This is a genomic window from Maribacter sp. PR66, assembly GCF_028464205.1.
Lineage (GTDB): Bacteria > Bacteroidota > Bacteroidia > Flavobacteriales > Flavobacteriaceae > Maribacter > Maribacter flavus.
The window spans coordinates 124,544-146,489 of the sequence record NZ_JAQPCH010000003.1 but is presented as its reverse complement, the minus strand read 5'-3'; the positions used below and the strand labels follow the sequence as shown (position 1 = coordinate 146,489).

The following is a 21,946-nucleotide window of genomic DNA, read 5'->3' as shown; positions in this document are numbered from 1 at the left end:
ATACGTTTATTCTAAGAATCGGGGATTACCCGTTCTAATCTTTAATCTTTCCTTCAATTCAAAAGTGAAAATGGACTGCTTTGTTTAAAATAAAGAAGTAAGGGTTTTGGATATGGTCATCAATTTGGGCCTATCGTTTTTCTTCTTTTTTCTTCTGTCTTTCTAATTTCCTAAAATACCCACGGGTCAAAAAATTATGTTTTAGTGCTTCCATATTTTCGTTAAAACGCCCCGTTCCCTCTTCAATATTCCGCATGGTTCTGTCTAATTGGTTCACCAAAACGGTGTCTTTGGATAAATACCCAATTGCTCCATTACCCACTTTGATATCATTTACAATGTCATTTAAGTCCATTGTAATCTTCTCTATTTGGAAACTAGAATTATCAAGGTTTTGAATAATTTTTTTGATTCTACCCCCAGAAATGGTATCACTGAGCAACACACCTGCGACACTTTCTTCCAAATTAAGGTTTCTGACGAAGCGATTTAACTCATCCATGGCAGTATCTGCATTTTCACTTGTTTGCTTAAAGTTTTGTAATGTTTGCTCCAAGTGGTCAGCCAAAATAGTATCATTGAGTAATCTTCCTAACGTACCTTGACCTTCGGTAAGTGCCTTTGAGACTTTCAAAAGATCGATAGTCAACAATGCGGCATTATCATTTGTTATATTCAAGGTGCTCATCATATCTTGTGTGCCAACTTTGCTTCTAGACTGTAGCTCATCTCCCGGAACAATTAGTTCACTGGGCCCTTCGCCAGGTGTTATATTGATGAGCATACTGCCAACTAAACCATTTGAGCCTATACTTGCAAGTGCATTTTTTTTAATATGCTTTCGCATGTCATCCTCAATTCTCATAAGTACTCGTATAGTGGTATCGTTTATTATTTCAATACCATTTACAGTACCAACATTTATTCCTGAAAAACGAACATTATTGCCATTTTGAAGACCAGTGGCATTTTTAAATATAGCACTTATCCCGAAGGTTTTCCCGAACATATTCTGTCTATTGCCAATTAGAAAAGCAGCAAAAAGCAGCAAGACTGTCCCTGTGACTACAAATACGCCTAATCTTAAATTTTCCAACTTAGTCTTTGTCATATTCCTATTTTTTAAAAAACGCCTCAACTTTTGGATCGGATGACGATGATAATTCAGAAAAAGTACCGTCTGCGTAGTTTATACCGTCTACCAAAAGAATCATTCGCTCGGATATCACACGGGCACAGTCTACGTCGTGGGTAATTATTAAAGAAGAGGTATTATATTTTTTTTGGATACTGCGCATTAATTCAATGATTTCCTTTGCCGTAATAGGATCCAATCCACTAGTAGGTTCATCGTATAGAATAATTTTTGGTTTGAGAATAAGTGTACGCGCCAAGGCAACTCGTCTTTTCATTCCTCCAGAGAGCTCTGATGGCATTAAATCCATTGTATGGCCCAGACCTACATTTTCCAATGCCTCTATTACCAGAGGGGTAGTATCTTGGACAACACCCAGTTTCTCTTTGTGTCTACGCATTGGAAATTCTAGATTCTCTCGCACCGTCATGGAATCATATAAAGCACTACCTTGAAAAAGAAACCCTATATCTGAACGTAGTTCGTCCAAGTTTTGACGATCTAGGGCGCCTATCTCCCTACCCATAACCTCTATATATCCACTATCTGGTGTCATCAATCCAACAAGGCATTTAATCATTACAGACTTGCCCGAGCCCGATTTTCCCATGACTACTAAATTTTCACCTTTATATAGCACCATATTGAAACCATTTAATACTTGGTTACTTCCAAAGCTTTTTCGAAGATCTTCGATACGGATGACCACCTTTCGTCCTTTATCATTTTTTGGTTCCATTAAGTTTTTTGAAGCTATTAAAGGCATTTTTTTTATTTAGAGTTCATAAAAAATATCTGAAACGAAAACTGCGATAAAATCCACAACAAACAATAAGAGGGATGCCGTTACTACGGCCGTGTTGGCCGCTACACCAACACCGGCCGTACCTTTTTTACAATAATATCCTTTATAGCAGCCTACTAAACCGATTACAAAACCGAAAAAAAAGGATTTTATCGTTGCTGGGACCAAATCACCAAAACTCAAGGCATCAAAAACTGTATTAAAATATAGTTGAAAAGATACTTGCCCCTTCAAATTCTCAACCAAGGCGGAACCATACAATGCGATCAAATCCCCAAAAATGACCAGAAGCGGAATCATTAGCGTCGTAGCCAAAATTCGGGTCACGACCAAATATTTGAATGGATTGGTTCCAGATACCTCCATGGCATCAATTTGCTCCGTTACCCGCATAGATCCCAATTCGGCCCCAATACCAGAAGCGATTCTGCCTGCACAGATCAAAGCCGTTATGACAGGGCCAATTTCCCTTACTATGGAAATACCTACCATATTGGGCATCATTGATACGGCCCCGAATTGAATCATGGTAGGCCTTGATTGCAGTGTTAACACTAAACCAATAATGAAGTTGGTCATGACAACCAGTACCAACGACCTATTTCCCATATGATAACATTGGCGTAAAAGTTCCTTGAATTCAAAAGGAAGTGTAAATGTCTCTTTGAAAAGTCGACCTGCAAAATAGGATAGTTCTCCTATTTGGATAAAGAATTTCTTTATCCTGCTGACCATTTTTGAAGTAATAAAGACCGGTTTCACAATGTAAGCCATTCTCAAATATAGATTGAAAAGGGTTTTTTTAAAATGACCAATATCATGCTGGTAATGAGAATTGTCATCTTTTACTTTTTAGATCGGTGTTACTTTTATTGATCAAAAATTTATCATGAAACAGGAGTCAAAAAATGATTCGAATTCTTTTTATCTAAGTGAGGAGCGTACTTTTTTAGATGGTCCAAGGAGTAGATTCAAAGAATTATGGTTTACACTAAAGGTTCAATATCAATTCATTAGGGCCTTTCGTAAATTACACTTTATAGGACCTTGTGTAACAGTATTTGGATCGGCAAGATTTGAGGAGGACAATATCTATTACAAACAAGCGGAGGAGGTTGGCAAGGCATTATCAGAAATGGGTTTTGCAGTTATGACAGGTGGCGGGCCGGGAATCATGGAGGCGGCTAACAAGGGTGCCTATCTCAATAATGGTTTTTCCATTGGTTGTAATATTATATTGCCATTTGAGCAGAAACCTAATCCTTATCTACATAAATGGATTAATATCCCTTATTTCTTCGTGCGTAAGTTTTTGTTATTGAAATATTCCTATGCATTTGTGGTCATGCCTGGGGGAATAGGCACTTTGGATGAACTCTTTGAGGCATTGACGCTGATTCAAACTAAAATGATACACCATTTCCCCGTTGTGATTTTTGGAAAGGAATATCATAAGGAACTCTATCACCATATTCAGGCCATGGCCAAAAATGAAAGTATTTCGCAGGAGGATATGAACCTTTTGTTTCTTACTGATTCTGTGGAGGAAATGACACAACACCTTAATGAATATGCTGTTAAGAGATTCGGACTTGTTAAAAAGCCTATGGAAACCAGGTGGTGGTTTGGGGAGACCAGATCTAAGAGAACATGATTATGATCATTTTTATATGTAGTCACAGGAACTACTTTTAACTATAAAAATATTTAAGGGAAAAGAGACAATTCTACTGAAAAACGACAGATATGGTTAAATTAGTTTACTTTGGTATATGGTCCCTACTATTGATTTTGACGTCATGTAATGCAAAAAACTCTCATGCTTTAGAGGAAGGGCAGACTGAAAAGATTATTTCATATGCCGGTGGAGATGAAATCAAACTGCCAAAAATGGTGCCGATAAATAGAAATGTTACCATCGGGGAGTATTTTGATTATATTGATTCTTTGGTAATTCGTTACGATTCTTTATTATCTTATCAATTGTCAGAACATGTTATTGTAAGGAATAATCCATGGATAATTGACACTTTGGCTAATACGGATTATTACAGGATGATTTCCCGAGATTCCTTTGTATATGACCAGCGACAATTGACCGTACTCCCAAAAGGAAGTCAACTTTTTATTCCAGATTCGATTAAAGCCAATCAAATACTAGGACAATTTGCAAAAACCGAAATCGATGTGAATATTCCTGAATTCAAATTAAGAATATTTCAAGATTCTGTTTTGTTATATACATTTCCCGTTCGCGTAGGACAAAATAGGGAACGTTACTTGAAATTTGGGGACCGTATTACTGATTTGCGCACCAAAACAGGAAGTGGGACCATAATTGATTATGTCAGGCACCCTGAATTCTACAATCCGGTAAATGGCAAACAGTTTTATGTTACCAAACGTGATGATGGAAAAACGACTATCATGCCTCAAATCCCTTGGATCGAAACAGAAATAAACGGGATCAGAAATGGACAAATGATACATCCAACCACCAATCCTGAAACTTTAGGAAAGGCCTATTCGAATGGATGTATTGGCACGAGGGAGGCAGATGCGTGGATAATCTATTATTACTCTCCCAATGGAACAAAGCTAAGGATTCGCTATGATTTAAAAACGTACGAAGAAGGTAGGGTAGTGGCCGTATTTAAGGATATTTATGATAAGAATAATTAAAATCAAATTTGTATTTCTATTTGTTGTGGTTGATATAGGTATGTATAATCATACCACACTCATAATAGAGAATTGTCCAAATAAAAAAAACGCTCAAGCAGGCTAGGAGTTTTTTTCTCATTGAACTTCTCATTCTTGATCGCGGAAGGATTTGAACCTTTGATCGTCTGTTTAGAAGAAGGTGGATTTATGGTTTTAGGGTTTATCTAAAAACATTTAAAAATAACTGATAATCAATGTTTTATAAAATATATGAATTCATATGAAACCATATAATACCCGATTTTCAGTGCAAATTGAGTGCAAATTTTTCATGTCTTCAATTTATGAAGACTAATAAAACCCTCTCAATTGATACTAGACGAAAAAGAAAGGATGGATTATTTCCAATTATTTTTAGACTGAGCCATTATCGAAAAACAATTACTATTTCTACAGGATTTGCCGTTCCCCCTGAATATTGGAATGCGAAAAAACGAGAGGAAAAAGGAACATATAAGGGAGTATCTTCTATTACTCGTTTGAACAATATGCAGACAAAAAAGAAAACCGAACTGAGGGACGGTATTAAACTATTGGAAGAAAACATTCAGTTGAAAGGTTTGGGAATTTCTGATTTGAAGCGCATACTTACCAAAACGACCAAGAAGATTTCCTTTTTTGAATATACACAAGAACTCATAGATGAAATAGAGGAAGCCCAAAAATTTGGAAATGCTAGGGCCTATAAAAGCGTATTGGGCGCTTTAAGAAATTTTCATAGAAAGAAAAGTTTGCGTTTTGAAGATGTAAATTATTCATTTCTCAAAAAATTTCAAATCGCCCTGCTTAAAAAGGAAAATAGCATCAATGGATTATCTATATTCATGCGTACCATCAGGGCTATATATAACAAAGCCATTTGTCAGGAAATCGTATCGGCAGACAGTTATCCATTTAGGAAGTACAATATAAAAACCGAACCAACGGCAAAAAGAGCCATTAGCAAGGATAAAATCAAACGTATTCTTGATTTGGAGCTTAAGCCGGACACTCCATTAATTCACGCAAAAGCCTATTTTATATGTTCATACTTGATGAACGGCATTTCATTTATAGACATGGCATTTCTAAAAATGGAAAATGTTATTGACTCACGAATCCAATATAAAAGGCAAAAACAGCCAAGCCTTATGTTGTTAAAATAACCAATCAACTTTCCTCTATTCTTGAATACTATCTTGAAGGAAAAAAGATATCTGACTTCATTTTCCCAAAAATACGAATGGAGAGCCTACAGAATCAATATTATGACGTGCAATGGGAACGAAAACTGTACAATAAACGGTTAAAAGAAATTGCCGAACTATGTGGTATTGAAGAAAAACTAACAAATTATGACGGCCGTCATTCCATGGCAACTAATCTAATTCTGAACGATGTACCAATCAACGCGCTAAGTAAAATGCTTGGACATAGTAAATTACAGACCACGGAGATTTATATTAAGAATTTACCCGCCCATATTATGGATATGTATTAGGAAAGACTTGAAATTAAGATATACTTCAGGTAGAATATTTTTTCCTTTTATAGGATGCCCAAATACTCATTTGAATTGTTTACATTCATTTTATTGACTCTTTTAGACGGTATGTCCAATTATTGAATCCAATAGGTCGTATTTAAATATTTATCTAAAAAGTTAAATAACAATCACATTTTCAATTAAAGACTTCTTTGAAAACTATAAGATTTATCTGATAGAATGTTCAAATAAAGACCGGAGGTCGAGATAGAAAAAAACAACCTTCAAAACTCTTTAATACATTAAAAGGTTACCTACTAGGCACATCAAAATATTATCAATTCACAACATTTAACAAATTGTACATAAATGGATTATATAATTTTACCTACTTTTTATTTGGTAAGATATATTAGATAACCAAATTTCAATGGCATGTCCTTAAGTCCTTTTTGTTCACACAGATTTATTGAATTCGCATTAACTTGATGAGAATAAGATTATTGACTTTCGTAATGGCTATTGGATGGAGTTGCAATGCTCTATCCCAACTTCCTATACAAACCTTGGAAAAGAGTATAAAACCACTTTATAAAATGGTGGATACATCATTGCAAAATAATCTAGAATACGAGCTTACCAAAAATAAGGATTGGGCACAACTCATCGATTCAAAAAAAATGGCGGTTGGTATCGTTGACCTAAGTAATCCTGAAGATATACGATTTGCCAGGGTCAATGGTACCCATATGATGTACGCGGCGAGCTTGCCAAAGATTGCCATATTGTTGGCTTCAATGGACGCCATTGAAAAAGGGGAATTAAAGGAAACTATCGAAGTTAAAAAAGATATGCGCCTGATGATCAGTAAATCTGATAATGCGGCCTCTACCCGAATGATTGACCGTTTGGGTTATGACAAAATCGAAGAGGTTATGACGGATTCCAAATATGCCTTTTATGACGAGGAGACTGGAGGCGGTCTCTGGGTAGGAAAGCGTTATGGCGGCGGCGGTGATACGCATCGTGAACCGTTAAAGAACTTAAGCCACGCCGCGTCAGTATCACAAGTATGCCGGTTCTACTATCTTTTGGCCCACGGTAAATTAGTCAATGAAAGACGTTCAAAACAGATGCTCGACATTATGGAAAACCCTGAACTGCACCACAAGTTTGTCAATACATTAGATCAGATTGCACCAAATGCCAGACTTTTCCGAAAGTCAGGTTCTTGGAAAACCTACCACTCCGATTCTATTTTGGTTTGGGGCAAGGACCCTGAAAGGCGTTATATATTAGTTGCCTTGATTGACGACGCTAATGGGGAACAGATTATTCGAGACTTGGTCAAACCTGTGGAGAAAGTATTGAAAAAGCCCGTTCTTTGATAAAGTCGAACAAGTAACCAACATTTACGAATGGTCCAAAAATTTATTTCGGACTTCTTTGATATTCGCAGGGGGGAATTGCGCATTTCTATTTTTATGTTCTGCTACATATTTATCGTTGTAGCGGTACTTTTAGTACTAAAACCAACGGTAAGTGCACTTTTCCTTTCAGAACTTGGTCCAGAGCAGCTCCCATTCGGTTATCTATTGGTTGCCATAGGTGCCATTCTGAGTTCGTTTTGGTACTCGCAATTACTTTCAAAATTTAGACTAAAAACTATCATTCGATACACACTTGTTTTTTCAAGTTTGGTGTTGATTTCAGCAGGAATTTTTGTGTTTTTGGATATTTTAAAAGGATGGATGCTTTACATCGTCTATACCTGGGTAGCCATTTATGGAGTTTTGGCGGCCTCCCAATTTTGGGTATTGGCAAACTTGGTTTTCAATGTGAGGGACGCCAAAAGGTTGTTTGGATTTATCGGTTCTGGAGCCATCATGGGCGGCCTTTTTGGCGGTTACCTGACTTCGTTATTGGCCCCATGGTTTGGAAATGGTACCATGATGCTCCTAGCGGCCTTTTTACTACTTCTGTTGCTCCCACTACTACAAAGAATCTGGAGCTTTCGCGTCACGAAATTAAATGAATTCAAAAAGAGCAAAACGTATCCGACAATCTCGGAAAAACCTTTTCAGCTGGTGAAAAAGGAACCACATTTAAGAAATCTTGCCATGCTTGTGGGTATAAGCGTTTTGGTCGCCAAACTAGTGGATTACTTGTTCAGCGATTATGCCGCCGATGCCATTTCCGACCCCGATGAACTGTCCTCTTTTTTTGGGTTTTGGTTCTCGACCTTTAATCTGGTCTCTTTAGCGTTACAGTTATTTCTAACACAGCGTATTGTTGGTGTTTGGGGAGTTGGTTTTTCCCTACTATTGTTACCATTGGGGATCTTGCTTGGCAGCATATTTTTCCTTTTTCTGCCAGAGCTTTCAGCGGTTGTTGTCATTAAGGCTATGGACGGTGCTCTAAAACAATCGATAAACAAAAGTGCTTTTGAATTGCTGGCATTACCACTACCCTTTGAAATAAAAAATAGGACCAAATCATTCATTGATGTCGTCATCGATAGTTTGGCCACCGGTATTGCGGGAATTTTATTGGTGTTTTTGATAAAAGGTTTTGAGTGGCAAAGCTATCAGGTCACTTGGTTGGTTATCGCATTGGTGTTACTATGGGCCTATTTCATCTTTAGAGTCCGCAAAACTTATTATGAAACCTTCAGGGCCAACTTGAGGGGACAAACCAACGAAGAATTGGCAGCTCCTGTGGTCAAGCAGGTTTCCGTTTTGAAAGGTATGCGCAAGGTCTTTTCCGAAGGAAATGAAAACCAAATCCTTTTTATGCTGGATAAGCTGATGGAAATTAATGATAAACGTTTCGCCCCCGATGTTCGAAATCTATTGGACCATCCTTCCAATAAGGTAAAGACATCGGCTATCAAAAATCTTTATTATTTGGATAGTGTATCCATGCCGTGGAACATGAACGAATTACTTTCTATCGGTGATGAGGATTTGAACTTGGCGGCTATGGATTTTTTGCTGTTGCACTCAAGAAACGAACCTGAGGCCATATTTTCATACTATCTTGACCATAAGGATAAAAATATCGCTGGTGCAGCACTTTTTTCTTTGGCTAGGGAGTCTATAAACAACCAAAGGATGCGAAACCGATATCATTTGGAAAAGCGTATTCAAAAAGCTGTGGAAGAATCGGATAAAAATTTGTCTCCTTATTTAATAAAGACCATAGGTATTGCCGGGTTGACAAAATTCCACTCCCTACTCACCCAAATCTTGAATGGCCATAATGTGGATTTACAGATGGAAGCCATCGAAGCAATGGGGTTAAGCATGGAATCATCTTTTGTTCCCAATTTAGTGGAATTGCTTCCAAAAAAAATCTATCGAGGACCAGTAATAGCTTCCCTAAGGAATTATGGACTTGGAGTAATGCCAGTTTTGGTATGGATGGTAAAAGAACAAAAGGTAAGCTTGGAAGCGCGTAGGTTCATACCAAGGGTTATTGAAACGTTTGGCAACCAAGAATCCATACAGTATCTATTTCAATTGTTCAATGACGTAGATCTTAGCGTTCGATTGGAAAGTATCCGTTCACTAAGTAACCTGCGTTCATCGCATCCTGAAATAAAGTTCAACCGTTTTGAAGTGGCTTCCAAGATTTATGAAGAGTGTAAACTTTTTCACCAGACCCTCAACGCAATGCATACCCAAATTATAATCTCGTACCGAAATCGTAAAAGGCCCCGGCAAGAAGTTCAGCAAAAGGAACGGGATGCCAGAACTTCACTTTTAGAATTGTTGGAACGGCGTCTGGATGCTGGTTTGGAGCGTATTTTTAAGTTATTGGGGCTTAAATATACCCAAGAGGATATCCTATTGGCCTTTGAAAGATTGACAAGTAATGAAGAAGAGCTTCGATCCACTGCCATTGATTTTTTGGACAATCTGTTGACCGGAAGCCTCAAACAGCAGCTTTTTCCAATCATTGAAGAAGTAATGAGGGATTTTTCTTCCGAAGAGTCTATTCAGCGCATCAAACCAAAAATCCCCTCTGAAAAGGAATGTTTTAAACTGCTTTTGAATATGCCCGATTTAAAGGTGAAGTTGGCAGTACTTTATCTTATTGGAAAACAAGGTGATAAAAAATATTTGCCTATTTTGGAGCCTTTGTCAAAACAAGACGATTTAAAAATCAGGACTTTTGCGTTGAATGCCATTTCAGAGATAAATGCAGAAAACTAATCTTTTGCAGCGAATGAAGGAACGGGTGGAACATATCATCCACAGATTAATGATTCAGGTCATAATTTTGTTGCGAAAATCCAAAAAATTAATTTTAAGTTCCCTAGGATTTATTATAAAGCACCCCATCAAATTTACCCTATACCTTTTTATATCTTGCCTTGGCGCTGTATTATCATTTTTTCTGTTAACCTATTTTGGCGCATTTGGCCATATCCCTACAAAACAGGAACTGAAAGCACTTCAGAATCCGGTAACTTCTACTATTTATGGTAAAGACGAACAGCCGATAGGTGTCTTTTTTTTTCAAAATAGGTCGAATATTGAGCAAGTCGAGCTAACAAATGAAATCATCAATGCCTTAGTAGCAACTGAGGACGTCCGTTTTTTCTCCCATGGCGGCATCGATTATAGAAGCTACGTCCGGGTTCTGATCAAGTCGGTTTTGCTAGGTCAAGATGCAGGGGGCGGCAGTACCATAACCCAACAGATTGCGAAGAATTTGTTCGGACGTAAAAAACAAAGATTTTTGACCACTCCGATCAATAAGATGAGAGAGATCATAATTGCAAAACGACTGGAGTCTATTTATACCAAGGATGAATTGGTATTGCTTTATTTCAACACGGTTTCTTTTGGTGAGAATCTATATGGCCTGGAAAAGGCGGCGCATCGGTTTTTCAATAAATCTACAACAGATCTTGATCTTTCGGAGAGTGCCACTTTGGTAGGTCTTTTAAAGGCACCAACGTTCTACAACCCAAGGAATCATCCCGAGAGAGCCGAAAAAAGAAGAAATATCGTTCTTGAGCAAATGATTAAATATGGTTATATCGACGATAGTTTAGCCAATTTGGCCAAAAAACCCCTAGCACTTAATTATCAGCCGCCTGTAAAACAATCCTCTTTTGCATCGTACTATAAAGAATTTATACGCCGAGAATTTAATAAATGGGCACTTGAAAATCCAAAAAGTAACGGTGGACAGTACGATGTAGAGTTGGATGGTCTAAAAATATATACCACGCTCAATCCCAATATACAGAGATACCTTGAAAATGCCATGACCCGACAAATGAAACGGTTGCAGGCCGATATGGATAGGGCTTGGACCAGTGCCACAGTTGAAGGGGGTAAAGAGGGTTTGGTAAAACGACTATTGGCCGACCATCCGCAGGTAAAAAAATTAAGGCAGCAGGGGAAGACCGAGGCTGAGTTGAATGAATTTGTAAATTCAATTCAAAATCGAAAGTACTGGGAGCTTGGCTTGGGATGGGTCGACGTGGACCAATCTTTAAAAGATTCCATAATCAAGGCGGTGACCAGATTGCATACGGGTATTTTGGCCTTGAACAGCGGGAGCGGCGAGATTATGGGCTATCTTGGGGGTTTTGATTACGGCTTTTCGCAAAAAGACCATATTCAAGAACCGAAACAAGTGGGGTCGGTTTTTAAGCCCATTACGTATCTCGCTGCCCTGAACTCCCACGAAAATGCCTGTACGTTCTACGACAACATTTTAAGAAAATACTCCAAGTTTGAAGATTGGACACCAAGGAACGCAGACCACAGGTATGGGGGCAGTTATAGCATGCATGGCGCATTGGCAAATTCAATCAATACCGTTTCGGTCGAACTTCAGTTGAAAACGGGTAACCAAAATGTCATTGCGCTGGCCAAAAAAATGGGAATCGATACTGAAATACCAGATGTACCATCTATTGTTTTGGGTACGGCCGAAATTTCGCTTTTTGAAATGGTTAAAGCCTATGCCTCCCTATCAAATGGGGGGCGTTCGGTTACGCCCTATATCATTGAACGAATAGAACAGGAAGATGGTACGGTCCTTTTTACCGCAGATAAAAAAAATATAGGGAATCGGGTTTCCGCAACGGAAAATGTAAAAACGCTACAAAAAATGATGCTCGAGGTTACCCAAGAGGGCACGGGGAAAGGTTTTCAGGCATACGGGGTACCCTTTAACATAATCGGGAAAACAGGAACCACCCAGAACAACTCCGATGGTTGGTTCATTGGATGCTCACCGGAACTTGTAATCGGTTCTTGGGTGGGTACCTTGGACAAAAGGGTACAAATGGGCTATGGTTCCGGAGCAAGAACGGCCATGCCCATGGTCGCTTCCGTGTTTAGGAGTCTTAGTAGTTGGAAAAGACCCATGCTAACGAACTTTGAGTTTGATCAGGAACATTTTGGTTGCCCCTCGTACTCTGAGTTGGATGCAGCTTCTGCCATGGCACATTATTCTACGGATTCTGTTTATTTAAAAGAACTTTTTATAAAAGATTCGATTATTCAAGATTCAATCAATCGGAAGGTTTTCTTCGACAGTATCGGTGGTCCGATAATTCAGCCTGACAGTCTAAAGCTGGAAACAATTGGCTCGGAACAGTTATAAATGTACCAATAGCTGAACGAACTACCCTTTACGTATCGCCCTATCTATTAAATTGGCCAAATACATATGATCTGAAGCCGAATTCTTCCTTAGTACATTGCTCATCAAGGCGACTATATATTTACAATTATCGGGATGTTCGACGATGATTATCGAGTTCATGTAATTCATTACATTGCCCATGTATTTACCACATTCCTCTCCTTTGCTTCGATCGCATTTGTACAGGCTGCCCGACTTAAAATATACCGCAGCTTCTTTTAAAGACGGTGATTGTGCATATCGAATACGCCTATCGGTCATATACATCAACCGCTTCATTTCAAGACTTGATGCCTCATCAATCACTTTGCCCTGTTCCAACTGGACCAAAAATTTCATCAATCCTAATGGGGTGCCAATACTGCCCCCTTTGTCACCAACATAAGTATTGGCCCCTCCGGTAAAAAAACTGCCCAGACGCCATTCTTCATGGGTGATACCCAATTGCCGTAAAGGAAGGTTGACAATATCATTTGCCATATCGGTCAATAGCTTTTTTGGGGTTTCCTTAAAATATGCATCAGCCTCCTCCTTGGTCAATTCCGGATATTTTTCGCAAAAGACAGACATCAACAAGGCCTCACGCCAAACGATACTTGCCGCACCATTATTACTGACCGAAAGCATGTGATCCGCCCATTCAAAAAGCGAAAAGACATCACTGGCGATGACCTGCCTTTTAACTAAGGTATTTTTCTCAATATTGAATATAGGTACGGTGTGTTCGTCGGTAAGGCCCCAAACCCCTGCCTTTACAGATTTATTTTTTAGGAGCTCAATTCGCTGCTCAAAGGAGTCAGGGTATATCTTGGACAATTGATGGAAAAGGGCATTCAAAACTGCCAACTTACCAACACTTCCCGGTTGGTAGCCCAAGGTTTCATTTCGCTGTGCGTAACGTGTACTGTCAGGGTTCGAAATATCAAGCACTGCAATGGAATAGCTTCTGTCAAGTCCGCGAAACATTCCACCTATTTCCCTTTGGAGTCCATGATCGACATGAAAAAATGTTTCCAGGCTATCATCTTTTCTTGAGGCCAGGTTCAACGAAATAGCTTCCCAGGATTTTAAAGCTCCCAACGGGAGGGCTGTCGCATCTTTTAGTTCACCACTTTGAATGAGTTCCAACCGTTTTAACCGTTTTATGCCGGTTCGTTCGTAGCCGTCAATAGGATAGGGCGTTATAGCAAAGGCCATCACTAGAAAACTAATCGATATTAAAACAAGTATTTTTTTCATGGCCGGGGATTTTTTGTAACAGGTATCATTTTGTTCAAGTCCACTTTTGGGGTAATCGATTCCAAGTAATCCGAGCTCAGGGCCTTTTTATTTTCTACAAAGGGACGAATTTGAAACAACCACAATTTATCATCCTTGAAACCAAGTTCTACATCATATGCCCCCAGATAATCGGATTTGGTTTCCTTTGGAATGCGTTCTTGAATTGTTTTGGCCATGCTACGAATATCTTTGAGATTTTTGGAGTTGAGCACGGGCGTTTCAAAAGTGGTACTTTTTTTTAGCGTTCCCCCAGTTTTGGGCAAGCTGTTGTAATCCGGTTCTCGGGCAGGAGCCAGCAACATATTTTGACCGTTTTCCTTCAAAAGGTATTGTTCGGCAGCCTGCCCATCCACCGCACCACCTGCGCCACGGCTAAAGGCAATGGTCAAATCATTTTCGTTGCCCGAAACGATTCCCTTGGTAATCAAAACTCCAGAATAATCTACATCGACACTGGGAATCACCAAAATGGAAGGGAAGACATTTTCTGGGTTCAACAAATACTTTTGTCTCCATTTGAAGCTGCGCTCTGTATACGGGGAAGCCCAGACGGCACGAACGCCATCCAAAATCTTTTCCTCCTCGACCACGTTGAAAAGGGTAAGGTTGAGTCCTGCCCCGGTAAAATCCTTTAAATCTTCCATATTCGTATCGCTCCGTAGAAAAACCGGAACCTCACCTATATCTGAACCAAGAACATTTTTAAATCCCAACTTCAAGGCTTCTACAAATTTTGTTTTAAGAGGCATTGTCTTGATTGATTCACGAAGTATTTCCAACTGGCGTAATTGGTAGTTTTCCACCTCTTTTTCTCCCATGGAGTTTGAACGCATTCGGTCCGCCTCAATGAACACATTATTCAGAAAAGTCCAGTAACTCACGGTTTGCCCAGACATAGTCTGATCCATATGTTCCCTAAAAATCCCGAAGGGAATGACCAACCCTTCGACCACATAATCTGGAAAAATTTTTTTCAACTGTCCCAAATTTGCTGCCTTAGGGCCGCATAGTTTCCCTGAGTCATCGGCATTTACGCTTCGCATATCCAAAACTCCCTTTTCATCCAAACGAATTTGACCTACGGGCACTTCGATCCGTTCATCCTTTCGCTCTTTTTTCGTAAAGAGGTTTATTTCAATTTCGCTCATTTGCGCTTCGGGTTTTAATATCACATTTCCTTTGTTAGAAACTGCGAAGAACACCCGTTGCCCGTCATACTTTTTCAATTGTTGTAGGTTTTCATCGGATAGGGCCGCATTCGGAATTGCCAAATTGCGGGCCAATAATTGCACATGTGAAACCATATTTCCTTCGGCTACCGTTGCAATTCCTGCCACAGGCTTCAAGTCGGAAGGGGGACTTTGAAACACATAGATTTTATCCGAAGATACTTCGATATCATCTGAACTGCCTCCGATTACGACCAATTCTCCAAAAGCATAGCCAGGATTTAACCCCCGAACGGTACTTTGGTTGGAAACGTCCATAACCTGATTGGTCAATGAGGATTCCGAAGCGATAAAACTACCAAGCTCACCCACGGCATTACCCAAGTGTAGAGCTACGGAACCCCTGATTTTATCATCGATAAAACCGGACGCCATGGGCTCAAATCCTACGTAGGTTTCGACAACATCGTCATAATTGGCCTTTACCATGCTGGCACTCCACTCCACCCCACTTCGCGCTTGTTGCAGGGTTTCGGTCAATTCGGCCAATGAAAGGGATTCCGATTCGTAGTTTGAAAGATAGCCCTGCAGCTGATTCCATTCCCATATCTCCAAAAATCCCGCACCAGCGGAAGCCATACCTAAGTGACATATTTTTTCCAAGAGGGATTGTAAGCTATCGGTTTCCCAATTCAATGCATTTTTAAAGACCAAACCTTCCAGTTTTAGTGAAACATCCAAAAGTTCCAAGCGAACTTGTGAATCTGTCTCCAATAAAATTCCCTCTCTAAGTTTTAACAATAAATCGGATGCCTCACGAATCAATTCGGTCGGATTATTGGCCAGATTAACATTGTTCGCGAATTGGTTGAGGAAAGTTTCCAGTTCTGGATTCTGAAGGTTACCAATATTTTTGGTAAGAGAGCCCAAATCAATAGGCCTGTGAAACTCACGCATGGTAGAAAGCAATTCCCTAAATTGAGCGTTCAAGGTACCTGTCAATTTATCTTGATGTTTAATTATGAACCGCTCCACTTTTTGAATATCAGAAGGTTCAGGACGTCCATGAATTTTGATGCGAAGTTCCATAAAGGGGACATATTCATCTGACAACACCTTTGATTCACTTCGCATTTTTTGAGCGATATTACTATCGCCATTGTGAGGCACATCCTTTAATGACTGTCGAATCAAAAAGAATTTTTTCTCTAGACTTTTATCATCTTTTAATAAATCTTTATAGAAATCAATTCCCCAAGTCTCTTCGTCTTCTGATTGAACGGCACCCCTGTAATACTGTCCTTTTTGCAGAATCCAGCCATCATCGACACCTTTAAGGTATTGCTCCAACTGATATTGTTTTAATCTGGCATGGTCATTTTCAGCATCCCAAAAATCCTTTGGGTCTGTGTAGGCAAGAATTTGACCTAAATAAATATGGTTTGACTTGCCCAACTCCACAACATCATCGCGATATCTGGCATGTTGCCAGCCTGGGCCTATTTCATCAGGGCAGGGATCTTTCGGCTGGCGAATGCTCCCATCGGTACAGAACCAACGGATATCTTTATAGGGACCACGAATGTCTTGCTTTAGTTTTGAAATTAGCTCTGAAATTCCCTTATTGTCCTTTATTTGAGCTAGGATAGAACTTTGCCAAAAAAAGCACGTTAAAAAAAATAAAACATATTTTTTCAAGTCTCTACAATTTTTTTGGGTGCTTATAGGATAATACTCCCTAAAAGACGGACTTACCTTTATTACACCTTCCCCAATTTAATATAGCTCTAAATTCAACAATTTTTGGTTAAAAGTGTCCGTTTCGAGTAAGAATTCTTCTCGGGAACGGTCTTTGCATTTCTTTTGATGAATATTTATAAAATCAAGTGTGGCTAGCTATAATATCCTTACAAAAAAATAAAGGCAAGCTATGTTTTAGCTTACTTTGTTTACAACCTTGTTTAGATTTACTCGTGATCGCGACACGATTGCATTCAAAGTTGCCAATACAAAACCTAGCAGCTACCGCTGCGGGCCCTTATTTTTGTCCGAACTGGCAACAAGGTTTGCATTTCTCCTAAAAATAAAGAACCACGCCAATTGGCGTGGTTCTCGAGTGTAGTGATCGCGACACGATTCGAACGTGTGACCGTCTGCTTAGAAGGCAGATGCTCTATCCAGCTGAGCTACGCGACCATAGAACATTTAAAAGAATGGGTTTTTTAAATGTGGGTGCAAATTTAGTAAAAAATCCATATTGTTAAAACCAAAATCAATAAAAGATAATACGGTAATGGTGAAGGGTTGGGTCAAGTTTTTTTGTATCCGTCGTATTTATCAAAGTTATCGTATAACTGGTCCAGGACCTGATAGAAGGTTTCAAAGGCTTCTTCTGAAATATGAATGGTACTGACCCGCCTTAAATCCTGAATTAAGGGAAGTACTTTTTTCATGAGCTTTTGGCCCTCTTCTGTCATCACCAATTTGTAGCGCTTTTGATCGTCCCTAAATCGGGATTTTTTCAACAAACCCTTTTTGCAAAGTCCGCTGATGACGCGGGAGGTCGTCGCCCTATTTCTAAAATTGGATTTGGCAATGTCTGCCTGGGAAGCATCGGTACCTTCTAAATGCACCCGTTGGAGAATGACCCACTGTTCAATGGTCAGGTCAATATCATTATCATCGAACACTTGTAAAAAAGTACTTTGCACCTTTTTAAGGGTACGGTCAATGTACACGCCAAATCCTTCGGTACGGTCCATATTTCGCCTTTCGTCGAACAAAAATACATAGAAAATCGTTAAAATTGTTGTTAATGCAACAAAATGGAATTTTTTTTGTAGATTTAGACTGGATTGATGAACCAAGTAAACATCATGTCGATACAATTCAAAACATATATTTTAGAAGACAGCACCTATAAAGGTGGCAGCAAGAAAATTGTAATGCCCCAAGGTATTGAAGTCCATAAATTGTCCTCCAACGAAAATCCACTGGGGTATTCGCCAAAGGTGAGACAAGCCCTCATGGCTTCGCTTGATGATTTGAGCCAATATCCGGACAATACGGATATTCGTTTGCGCCAGGCCTTGGTAAAGGATTTTGACCAAGCACTTTCTGAAGATCATTTTATAACGACGAACAGCGGTTCGGAAATTATCGACCTAATTTCAAAGGCCTTTCTTGGGGAAGGGGATACCGTCATTGTGAGTCAGCCGTGCTTTCTACCCTATACTGCGTTTACAAGGTGGATGGGAGCAACGGCAATCAATGTACCTATGACCATGAATTTTGAATATGATTTTGAGGGTATTTTGAAGGCTATTTCCGATAGTACCAAATTGGTCTTTTTGGCTTCGCCCAACAATCCCTCGGGAACCTATATTCCAAAAGACGTTTTAGAGGATTTTATGAACAAAGTTCCGGAACATGTAATCGTGGTTCTGGATGAGGTGTATCGGCATTTTGCCGAGGTCCCGGATTATGTGACAGGGCTTCCCTTTGTAAAACAGAACAAAAATATCATCGCAATCAACAGTTTTTCCAAGACCTACGGGTTGGCCGGACTTCGTATAGGGTATTGCTATGCACCGTTACACATCAGCAGTTACATCCGAAAAATATGTAAACCTTTTTTATTGTCCACCTTGGCCTTGGAAGGGGCTATAGCCGCATTAGAAGATGGGGAATTCGTACAAGAGACCGTGGATTTGGTTCGAAAGGAACGAGCTTTTGTGTTGCATGGATTGAAGGAATTACATATTAAATATTGGCCCACCCAGGGAAACTTTGTCATGATCCAACCCCCAATATCGGACACCGAGTTGGTAAAACAGATGGAACAAAAAGGAATTATGGTACGGCCTGTGGGTAATTTTGGTGCCCCTGGTAAAGTCCGTATCTCATTCGGTATGCGGGCGGCAAATAACGCTATGTTGGATGCCTTGGAAGCGGTCATCAAACAAAAAGAAGTAACAACGTAAAAAATTAAGCAACTATGTTGCATTAATAACAATAAAATAGAAACATATGTCAACAACCATAGCAGCAGAGAAAAAGCAGGATAAAGCAACTGATTTTATGCCCATTAATGGCACGGATTATTTGGAACTCTATGTGAGCAACTCCAAACAAGCGGCCCATTTTTATAAAACCGCCTTCGGGTTCGAATCCTTGGCCTACAAAGGCTTGGAGACCGGGAGTAGGGAGTTTGAGTCCTATGTCGTCCAACAGGACAAAATTCGGTTGGTATTAACATCCCCTTTAAAGAGTGGTACGGAAGTAGGTAAGCATATCGATAAACACGGTGATGGCGTTAAGGTAACGGCCCTTTGGGTAGATGATGCTACCTATGCATTTGAGGAGGCGGTGAAACGCGGTGCCAAAAGCTTTATGAAACCCCAAGTGGAGGAAGATGATCACGGAAAAGTGGTGCGTTCCGGAATTCACACTTACGGAGAGGTAGTCCATATCTTTGTGGAACGAAAGGATTATAACGGGGTCTTTTTGCCCGGATATCGGAAATGGGAATCAGACTATAAGCCAGAGTCCGCCGGACTCAAATTTGTGGACCACATGGTAGGAAATGTGGAAGAGGGAAAAATGAACTATTGGGTGAAGTTCTACGAGGATGTCATGGGCTTCAAACAGATTCTTTCCTTTGATGATAAGGATATTTCTACAGAATACACGGCCCTCATGAGCAAGGTGATGAGTAACGGTAACGGGCGTATCAAATTCCCTATTAACGAACCGGCTCCCGGAAAGAAAAAATCCCAAGTGGACGAATATCTCGAATTTTACGAAGGCGAAGGGGTACAGCATATTGCTGTAGCTACGGACGATATCGTGAAAACGGTATCCGACCTTAAAAGTAGGGGGGTGGAATTTTTGACCGTTCCCACCACCTATTATGATGTGCTAACCGAAAGGGTGGGTAAAATAGACGAGGATATAGATTCCCTGCGAAAACTGGGAATTTTGGTGGATCGTGACGATGAAGGTTATTTGTTACAGATTTTCACCAAAACGGTACAGGCAAGGCCCACCATGTTCTTTGAAATCATTCAAAGAAAAGGAGCTACTTCCTTTGGAAAAGGAAACTTTAAGGCATTGTTCGAGGCCATTGAGCGGGAGCAAGAGTTGAGGGGTACTTTGTAAAACCAATGCTCGGGATAAAAGTATTGTGGTTGTAAGTGTGAAGGTCATAGTATAAAATTGTTCATTTTCTTTGCTTGTCCAAAGAAAACGAACCAAAACAAACGACACTTTTGAGTGGGATTTTTGACTTTAAGCAAGTCAAAAACCGCTCGCCAAACCCCACGCCATGCCAATGCCTGGCTGAATTTCGGGGCTTTGGCATCGCTTATCCGGCGCAAAAGCCATACCGACTTCGTCGGCACAACATTCAGTACAAAGTGAATCGTGGTAAAGTCCTGATTTACGGCTTTTGCCGCTTTTATGCCACATGTACTAAAATGACTAACTTTAAAAGTAAGGAACAATTAAAATAAAATTCGATGCCCATATATCATAAACAAGGAAACATACCCCCAAAACGGCACACGCAGTTCCGTAGGCCGGATGGGGAACTGTATTCGGAGCAATTGTTCGGCACCATAGGTTTTGATGGCATGTCCTCGCTGCTCTATCACCACAATAGGCCCACTATGGTCAAGGAAATTGTAAAGAGCACGGATATGGCCCCGAAAATCGCCCTGGAAAAACACATTCGTTCGCTAAAATTGGTGAGTTTTAATGTGGAACCCAAGGACGACTTTCTGGAGGCACGGGAACCCCTGTTGGTCAATAACGATGTGCATATAGGCGTAGCGGCACCACGGAAATCCATTACTGATTATTTCTATAAAAATGCCGATGCGGACGAGATGTTGTTCATTCACAAAGGTACGGGTACGCTGCGAACCATTTTTGGCAACATTCCTTTTGAATATGGCGATTATCTGATCATTCCTAGAGGGGTTATTTATCAAATCGATTTTGATTCTGAGGACAACCGGATATTTTACGCGGAGTCCTTCACGCCCATTTACACCCCAAAAAGGTATAGAAACTGGTTTGGGCAGTTGTTGGAACATTCCCCATACTGCGAGCGGGACTATAAACTCCCCCAAGACTTGGAAACGTTCACGGATTTGGAGGATCATTTCATAAAGGTCAAAAAGCAGGGAACGCTGCATGAAATGATCTACGAAGGGCATCCTTTTGATGTCGTGGGATGGGACGGTTACAATTATCCCTACGGTTTTTCGATCCATAATTTTGAACCGATTACGGGCAGGATTCACCAGCCGCCACCGGTGCATCAGACCTTTGAAACATCGGCGTTTGTGATATGTTCCTTTGTGCCCAGATTGTACGACTATCATCCAAAATCCATTCCGGCTCCCTACAACCATTCCAACATAGATTCTGATGAGGTGCTGTACTATGTTGACGGTGATTTCATGAGCCGTAACGGGGTGGCCCCGGGCAATATTTCCTTGCATCCGGCCGGTATTCCCCACGGTCCGCATCCTGGTGCCGTGGAGCGAAGCATCGGCCAAAAAGGTTCTGGGGAGCTTGCCGTAATGATAGACACCTTCAGGCCCTTGATGGTTACGGAAAATGCCCTAAAACTGGACGACGGGGATTACTACCGTTCTTGGTTGAATTCATAAATACAGCACGTA

The 21,946-nt window shown here is 40.1% G+C and carries 16 protein-coding genes and 1 tRNA gene; 10 read left to right on the top strand and 7 right to left on the bottom strand.

Going from position 1 to position 21,946, the window contains the following annotated elements:
• Nucleotides 1-130: 130 nt before the first annotated feature.
• From PP181_RS08170 to PP181_RS08160, 3 genes are read right to left on the bottom strand one after another with little or no spacing between them, the layout of a single operon-like run.
• Nucleotides 131-1,111 (bottom strand): MlaD family protein, encoded by a 981-nt coding sequence (locus PP181_RS08170; RefSeq protein WP_272636702.1) that lies wholly within the window; start codon nt 1,109-1,111, stop codon nt 131-133.
• Between the two features lie 4 nt (nt 1,112-1,115).
• Nucleotides 1,116-1,874, bottom strand: a complete 759-nt coding sequence (locus tag PP181_RS08165; RefSeq protein ID WP_154918282.1) for an ABC transporter ATP-binding protein — start codon at nt 1,872-1,874, stop codon at nt 1,116-1,118.
• A 36-nt stretch (nt 1,875-1,910) separates the two neighbouring features.
• Nucleotides 1,911-2,714, bottom strand: coding sequence for an MlaE family ABC transporter permease (locus PP181_RS08160; RefSeq protein ID WP_272636701.1), 804 nt, complete (start codon nt 2,712-2,714; stop codon nt 1,911-1,913).
• A gap of 115 nt (nt 2,715-2,829) precedes the next feature.
• Here PP181_RS08160 and PP181_RS08155 point away from each other — a divergent pair, with 115 nt between their 5' ends.
• The 7 genes from PP181_RS08155 to PP181_RS08125 all read left to right on the top strand — a co-directional run bounded on the left by PP181_RS08155 (nt 2,830) and on the right by PP181_RS08125 (nt 12,762).
• A complete protein-coding gene (locus tag PP181_RS08155) occupies nt 2,830-3,594 on the top strand; it encodes a TIGR00730 family Rossman fold protein (protein ID WP_272636700.1) in 765 nt (254 codons plus the stop codon).
• A 92-nt stretch (nt 3,595-3,686) separates the two neighbouring features.
• Nucleotides 3,687-4,622 (top strand): L,D-transpeptidase, encoded by a 936-nt coding sequence (locus PP181_RS08150; protein ID WP_154918285.1) that lies wholly within the window; start codon nt 3,687-3,689, stop codon nt 4,620-4,622.
• A gap of 326 nt (nt 4,623-4,948) precedes the next feature.
• On the top strand, nt 4,949-5,809 hold the full coding sequence (locus tag PP181_RS08145; RefSeq protein ID WP_272636699.1) for a phage integrase SAM-like domain and Arm DNA-binding domain-containing protein: 861 nt from the start codon (nt 4,949-4,951) through the stop codon (nt 5,807-5,809).
• The gene (locus tag PP181_RS08140) at nt 5,806-6,144 is read left to right on the top strand and encodes a tyrosine-type recombinase/integrase (protein WP_336297574.1); all 339 of its coding nucleotides are present in this window, start codon (nt 5,806-5,808) and stop codon (nt 6,142-6,144) included. The genes PP181_RS08145 and PP181_RS08140 overlap by 4 nt, the downstream gene beginning before the upstream one ends.
• 473 nt (nt 6,145-6,617) lie before the next feature.
• Nucleotides 6,618-7,517, top strand: a complete 900-nt coding sequence (locus tag PP181_RS08135; protein WP_272636698.1) for a serine hydrolase — start codon at nt 6,618-6,620, stop codon at nt 7,515-7,517.
• Nucleotides 7,518-7,547: 30 nt separating this feature from the next.
• On the top strand, nt 7,548-10,346 hold the full coding sequence (locus tag PP181_RS08130; RefSeq protein ID WP_272636697.1) for an Npt1/Npt2 family nucleotide transporter: 2,799 nt from the start codon (nt 7,548-7,550) through the stop codon (nt 10,344-10,346).
• Nucleotides 10,333-12,762 (top strand): transglycosylase domain-containing protein, encoded by a 2,430-nt coding sequence (locus tag PP181_RS08125; protein ID WP_272636696.1) that lies wholly within the window; start codon nt 10,333-10,335, stop codon nt 12,760-12,762. Before PP181_RS08130 ends, PP181_RS08125 begins: the two co-directional genes overlap by 14 nt.
• Nucleotides 12,763-12,783: 21 nt before the next feature.
• On the opposite strand, the gene PP181_RS08120 is transcribed toward PP181_RS08125, so the two are convergent.
• From PP181_RS08120 to PP181_RS08105, 4 genes are all read right to left on the bottom strand, one after another.
• Nucleotides 12,784-14,043: a serine hydrolase gene (locus PP181_RS08120; RefSeq protein ID WP_272636695.1), complete on the bottom strand. Its 1,260-nt coding sequence runs from the start codon at nt 14,041-14,043 to the stop codon at nt 12,784-12,786.
• Nucleotides 14,040-16,952: a PEP/pyruvate-binding domain-containing protein gene (locus PP181_RS08115; RefSeq protein WP_272636694.1), complete on the bottom strand. Its 2,913-nt coding sequence runs from the start codon at nt 16,950-16,952 to the stop codon at nt 14,040-14,042. The genes PP181_RS08120 and PP181_RS08115 overlap by 4 nt, the downstream gene beginning before the upstream one ends.
• Nucleotides 16,953-17,376: 424 nt before the next feature.
• Nucleotides 17,377-17,450, bottom strand: a tRNA-Arg gene (locus tag PP181_RS08110).
• 113 nt (nt 17,451-17,563) lie between these two features.
• Nucleotides 17,564-18,016 carry a MarR family winged helix-turn-helix transcriptional regulator gene (locus PP181_RS08105; protein ID WP_138257186.1) on the bottom strand — a complete coding sequence of 151 codons (453 nt, stop codon included), beginning with the start codon at nt 18,014-18,016 and terminating at the stop codon, nt 17,564-17,566.
• Between the two features lie 96 nt (nt 18,017-18,112).
• On the opposite strand from PP181_RS08105, the gene hisC reads away from it, so the two are divergent.
• From hisC to PP181_RS08090, 3 genes are all read left to right on the top strand, one after another.
• Complete coding sequence (gene hisC, locus PP181_RS08100) at nt 18,113-19,237, top strand: histidinol-phosphate transaminase (RefSeq protein WP_272636693.1); 1,125 nt, start codon at nt 18,113-18,115, stop codon at nt 19,235-19,237.
• Between the two features lie 46 nt (nt 19,238-19,283).
• Nucleotides 19,284-20,414: a 4-hydroxyphenylpyruvate dioxygenase gene (gene hppD, locus PP181_RS08095; protein ID WP_272636692.1), complete on the top strand. Its 1,131-nt coding sequence runs from the start codon at nt 19,284-19,286 to the stop codon at nt 20,412-20,414.
• A 359-nt stretch (nt 20,415-20,773) separates the two neighbouring features.
• Nucleotides 20,774-21,934 carry a homogentisate 1,2-dioxygenase gene (locus tag PP181_RS08090; protein ID WP_272636691.1) on the top strand — a complete coding sequence of 387 codons (1,161 nt, stop codon included), beginning with the start codon at nt 20,774-20,776 and terminating at the stop codon, nt 21,932-21,934.
• Nucleotides 21,935-21,946: the final 12 nt, after the last annotated feature.